General features: G+C 71.7%; 3 protein-coding genes. All 3 read left to right on the top strand.

Features of this window, described 5'->3' with window-relative positions; genetic code table 11:
• Nucleotides 1–607: 607 nt before the first annotated feature.
• Entirely contained in the window at nucleotides 608–1642 is a 1035-nt protein-coding gene (locus ACWGH4_RS31030; RefSeq protein ID WP_441263837.1) for a hypothetical protein, read from the top strand.
• Nucleotides 1643–1848: 206 nt separating this feature from the next.
• A complete protein-coding gene (locus ACWGH4_RS31025; protein ID WP_441264220.1) occupies nucleotides 1849–3084 on the top strand; it encodes an amidohydrolase in 1236 nt (411 codons plus the stop codon).
• Between the two features lie 870 nt (nucleotides 3085–3954).
• Nucleotides 3955–5007, top strand: coding sequence for a BMP family lipoprotein (locus ACWGH4_RS31020; protein WP_453466756.1), 1053 nt, complete (start codon nucleotides 3955–3957; stop codon nucleotides 5005–5007).
• Nucleotides 5008–5057 lie beyond the last annotated feature (50 nt).

The following is a 5057-nucleotide window of genomic DNA, read 5'->3' as shown; positions in this document are numbered from 1 at the left end:
GCACAGGCGGCGGCGCACGCCGCCGTGCGCCCGCCCCGGCGGCCCGCCGGCCGGTACCCACGGCGCAATCCGCTCCGGTCGGCGCCACCCGCAGTGCCTCCGCGGGGCCTCTTTCGGCCTGGTCCCTTTCGACGGGGCCCGTTCCGGGCGATTCCGTTTCGGCGGGGCCCCTTCCGGGCGACTCCGGCAGGGCGGGTTCTGCTCCGGCCGGATCTGTGACGGCGGAGCCGGTCCGGGTCGGTTTTGTCACGGCAGGGCCGTGTCGGGCCGGATCCGTTTCGGCAGGGCTCTGGCTGGCCGGATCCGTTTCGGCCGGTGCCGTCACGACAGGGCGCCATCGGGCCGGAGCCGTCACGGCAGTTTCTGCTTCGGCCGACTCGGGCAAGGCAGGGCCGGCCCGGGGCGGTTCCGTCACGCCAGCGCTGCGTCGGGCCGGATCCGTTTCGGCCGGTGCCGGCACGGCAGAAGCGGTCCGGGGCGGATCCGTCCCGGACGTCGACACGGTCGCCGTGGCCAACGGCCGCGGGCAGCAATCCATCAGCGCCCTGCGGGGTGGTCAGCCACGGACCCGGCTGAAGGCCGGCCCGGCATCACGAGGTGACAACCAGTGAATCTCGCCTTCGTCGAGAGTCCGGTCCAGCTCCTGAACGTCCTGGAGTGGGCCCACGCCACGCCGGCCGTGCCCGGTCCCGGCGATCTCACCGTGGTCGTGCTCTCGCCCACGGACCCCATGTCCCGCGGCCAGCTCCGCCGGATGGCGGAACTCGCACGTGACGCGGGCTTCACCGTCCGCTGGCAGGAGGCGCGCGGAGGCATGGGCGCCCCGCTGCGCACCGTGCGCGAGCTCGGCCCGATACTGCGCCGCGCGGAGCGGATCGTCATAGGCGACCCGTTCTCCCGCTACGTACAGCTCCTGCTGACCCTGGTCGGCAGGAAGGACGTCACCGTCGTGGACGACGGCACGGCGACCATGGAGTTCGTCGCCCAGGTCTCCCGCGGGGAGCAGCTCGTGCGCTGGCACCGGCGCGGCAGCCGCCGCGGGCCGCGTGAGCTGGTGCTCGCACCGGTCACCTTCCTGGCCCGGCGCAGGCTCGCCCCGTCGAGGACCCGCTCGGTCGAGGTGTTCACCTCGATGCCCGTGGAGCCGCCGCCGGGGATCACGGTCACGCGCAACGACTTCGCCTGGACGCGCGCGCGATTCGGCCCTCCGACGATCACCCGCGGCGCGGACATGGTCGGCACCTCCCTGGTGGAGACCGGCGTCGTCGACCTCGGGCAGTACCTGGACGCGGTCTCCGCCCTCGCCCGCACGCACGGCGCGACGCGCTACTTCGCCCACCGCAGGGAGAGCGCCGACAAACTGCACCGGCTCGCGGTCGAGACCGGCCTGGAGGTGGTCCGCCCGGAGCTCCCCCTCGAGCTGATCGCCCGGCGCGGCCCGATCGGAGCAACCGTCCTCAGTTTTCCCTCCACCGTGGTCCACACCCTGCCCCTCGCCCTGGCGGGCACGGGAATCAAGGTGGCGGTCTGCGACATCGCACCCGAATGGCTCAGGGAGAACGCCTCACCACGCGCACAGGGCTTCCTGGCCGGCGTCACCGGCACGGCCCGCGATGTGCAGCGGCTGCCGGCGCCGGCTTGAAGAGCCGAGGAGGAGCGGCAGTGAGCGGGTGAGCACCGTCCGGAATGGAAAGATCGACTCAAGAGCGAGCCGCGTGAGTTTACCCACTGCCGCACGCTGCGAATCGCAGTGAGTCCAGAATTCTGTCCCCTGTGTGGCTGATGTTTTGTTGATCGCACGGCAGTTGAGGCACGAAGGGGCATACCCTTCACTGGGTGAACCAGTTGATGTCCCGCGAGTCCGAAGAAGTCGAACGGCCCGGCGCAGTCGCACTGCACGGCACGCTGTCCGAGTCGCTGCGTGCCGAACTGATCGCGTTCCGGCGCGACTTGCACATGCATCCGGAGCTCGGCAACCAGGAGTTCCGTACCACCGCCATGATCAAGGCGCGCCTCGAGCAGGCCGGACTCGAGCCCCGGGTCCTCGCTGCCGGCACCGGCCTGATCTGCGACATCGGTACGCCGGCCCCGGGCGCCGTACGGCCCTTTTTCGCCATCCGCGCCGACATCGACGCACTGCCCATCCCCGACACCAAGACCGGCGTCCCCTACCGCTCCACCGTGCCCGACCGTGCCCACGCCTGCGGCCACGACGTGCACACCACCGTCGCGCTCGGAGCGGGGCTCGTGCTCGCCGACCTCGACCGGCAGGGGCTGCTGCCGCAGCCCGTCCGGCTGATCTTCCAGCCTGCGGAGGAAGTGCTGCCCGGGGGTGCGGCCGACGCGATCGAATCCGGCGTGCTCGAAGGCGTCAACAAGATCATCGGGGTTCACTGCGACCCCAAGGTCGACGCCGGCATCATCGGGCTCCGGCCCGGACCCATCACCTCCGCCTGTGACCGTCTCGAGGTGACCCTCGACGGCCCCGGCGGCCACACCGCCCGTCCGCACCTGACGACCGACCTGGTCACGGCGGCCGCGAAGATCGTCACCGAGGTGCCCGCGCTGCTCGCCCGCCGCGTCGACGCGCGGTCCGGGCTCGCCGTGACATGGGGACGCATCGAGTCCGGCCACGCCTGCAACGTCATCCCGCAGCACGCCGAACTCTCCGGGACGGTGCGCTGCCTCGACCTCGAAGGCTGGCGCGAGGCCCCCGACCTCGTGCACGCGGCGATCGACGAGATCGCGACGCTGCACCGGGCCAAGTCCCAGATCGACTACGTCCGCGGTGTGCCGCCCGTCGTCAATGACCCGGTCGTCACCGAATTGCTGCGCGACGCGCAGACGGCGCGGCGCGGATCGTATGCGATCGAGGACACCGAGCAGAGTCTCGGCGGCGAGGACTTCTCCTGGTACCTGGAGCACGTTCCGGGCGCGATGGCACGCCTGGGCGTGCGGGTGCCGGGCGACACGGTCAGGCGGGACCTGCACCGCGGGGACTTCGACGTGGACGAGTCGGCGATCGCGGTGGGCGTGGAGCTGTTCACGGCGGCGGCGCTGCTGGATGCGCGCATCGCGCTCTGACCTCCGCGACCGGGCCGCCGTAGGGCCCGGCTTCGTCGGTCCCCGTGCGGGTGCGTTGCGCCCCTTGCGGGGCGTGGCTGCGGTCCAGGACAGCGGTCCTGACGTGGGGCGGCGGCAGCCCGAGTCGGCCGCGCGTGATGCGGGCGCCCTCGCCCGGGCCGGGTGTCCGTTCCCGTCGGCGGGCGGCAGAGGCATCTCACGGCGGCGACGCTGCCGCTGGGGGTGGCGAGGGCTCCATTGGGTCCGGGCCTCCAGTCCGGGCCGGTGGTCGTCCCGGGCTCCGCCCGTGCGGGCGGCAAGTCCTGTCGCGGCGCGAAGCTGCCGCCCTGGGGGCTGGGAGGCGCCAGCCCCACCAACCCCTCAACAGGTAGGGGCTGGGGCCGTAAGCCCCAGGGGTCCGGGCCCTCGACCGGAACTGGTGTCCGTCCCGGCCCGTCGCGGCGCGAAGCCGCCAACACCCAGGGCCCCCGGCCGGGGCCGGTGTCCGTCCCGGCCGTGGGTGCCGGGGTGGACGGTAGGGCCCGTCGCGGCGCGGAGCTGCTGGCCCGGGGGTGTGGGGGCGCCAGCCAAACGCTTGCTCCCCCTCCCGGGAGGGGCTGGGGGCGTCAGCCCCCGGCGGGGGCCGGGGCTTGCCCCGATTCGGGAAGGGGCGGGGTGGGGGAACGGCCACGGTGACGGGAACGGGCCGACACGCCGGGTCCCGGCGGGGCGCGGCGTTCGCCGTCCCGGCCTACCGTGGTGCGTGGCCTGTTCGCGACGATCCGATAACGACTGATGAACGGGTCTTTAACTGACATCTACGCGCGTTACGATCGCCGCGAACCCAGCGCCGGAAGTGGCGCTTTCGGTCAGGTTTAAAGGAGCCCCCCAGTGCGCCGGATCACCAGGATCGCCACCGTGGGCATCGCGTCCGCGGCTCTCGCACTGTCTGCCACCGCGTGTGGCGGCAACAAGTCTTCCGAGTCGGGCGGCTCGGACGACAACGGCGGCAAGGCCGCCATCGCGTACGACATCGGTGGCCGTGGCGACCAGTCGTTCAACGACGCCGCCTTCGCGGGCCTGGAGAAGGCCGAGAAGGAACTCGACATCCAGGGCAGCGAGGCCGAGCCCAGCGAGGGCGAGGGTGACCCGGACAAGATCCAGCGCCTCACCGCGCTGGCCCGCGCCGGTAACAACCCGGTGATCGGTGTCGGTTTCGCCTACGCGCCCGCCATCGCCGAGGTCGCCCCGAAGTTCCCGGACACCACCTTCGGCCTCATCGACGACACTTCCAAGACCGGCAAGAACATCGCCAACCTGGTCTTCAACGAGGAGCAGGGCTCGTACCTCGCCGGTGTCGCCGCCGCCAAGGTGACGAAGACCAACACCGTCGGCTTCATCGGCGGTGTGGAGACCCCGCTGATCAAGAAGTTCGAGGCGGGCTTCGTCCAGGGCGTCAAGGACACCAAGCAGGGCGTCAACGTCAAGGTCCAGTACCTGACGCAGCCGCCGGACTTCGGTGGCTTCTCGAAGCCGGACCTCGGCAAGGCCGCCGCGCAGGGCCAGCTCGACGCGGGCGCCGACGTGATCTACGCGGCCGCCGGTCTCGCGGGCTCCGGCTCGATCGAGGCGACCGCCAAGGCCGGCAAGTGGGCCATCGGCGTCGACTCCGACCAGTACAACCAGAAGGGTCTGGCCGCCTACAAGGACCGGATCCTGACCTCGGTCACGAAGAACGTCTCCGGCGCCGTGTTCAACCTGATCAAGTCGGTCCAGGACGGCAAGCCGCAGACCGGTGAGATCCGTTACGGCCTCGAGGACGACGGTGTCGCCCTCTCCCGGTCGAACCCGGCCTTCACCGAGATGAAGGACGTCATCGCCGCGGTCGACAAGGCCAAGGCCGACATTGCCGCCGGCACGATCAAGGTCAAGACCGCTCCGTAACCGAGCGGCCGGAACCGCAGTCCGCGGGCCCGGGGCGCAAGCCCCAAGGC

This window comes from Streptomyces sp. NPDC054847, from assembly GCF_053610925.1.
The sequence above is the reverse complement of the archived record's forward strand: the minus strand, read 5'-3'. Positions and strand labels throughout refer to the sequence as shown.

Bases quoted from the DNA above. Each gene is read 5' to 3' on its own strand.
- ACWGH4_RS31025 (WP_441264220.1), top strand. From the start codon at position 1,849: ATGTCCCGCGAGTCCGAAGAAGTCGAACGGCCCGGCGCAGTCGCACTG.